The organism is Mesorhizobium sp. M1A.T.Ca.IN.004.03.1.1, assembly GCF_003997555.1.
Taxonomy (GTDB): Bacteria; Pseudomonadota; Alphaproteobacteria; order Rhizobiales; family Rhizobiaceae; genus Mesorhizobium.
Window position 1 is genome coordinate 1 of record NZ_RZTV01000459.1, and the last position, 265, is coordinate 265.

Sequence of the window (265 nt, forward strand, 5' to 3'; positions counted from 1 at the left end):
CGACGGCAAGCCGGCGCGCCGTCTTGATGATCGGCGACAATGCCAGGATCGGCACCTGCGGGCGCTCGCGCGAGGCGCGCAGGCCCGTCGTGCCGGAGGAGGTGTAGCAGACGATCGCCGACAGCTTCAGCGTCTCGGCGATCTGGCGGGCGGCAAGCGAGATCGCATCGGCGCCGGTCGCTTCCGGCTGGGCGCGCTGGGCATAGATGATGCCGGGATAATGCGGCTCGCGCTCGATGGCGCCGGCAATTGACGCCATGGTCGA

Annotated in this window: 1 protein-coding gene; it reads right to left on the reverse strand. The window is 69.8% G+C overall.

Features of this window, described 5'->3' with window-relative positions:
• The coding region (locus EOD29_RS32430; protein WP_281059251.1) for a pyruvate kinase alpha/beta domain-containing protein at positions 1-265 on the reverse strand (265 nt) is incomplete at both ends.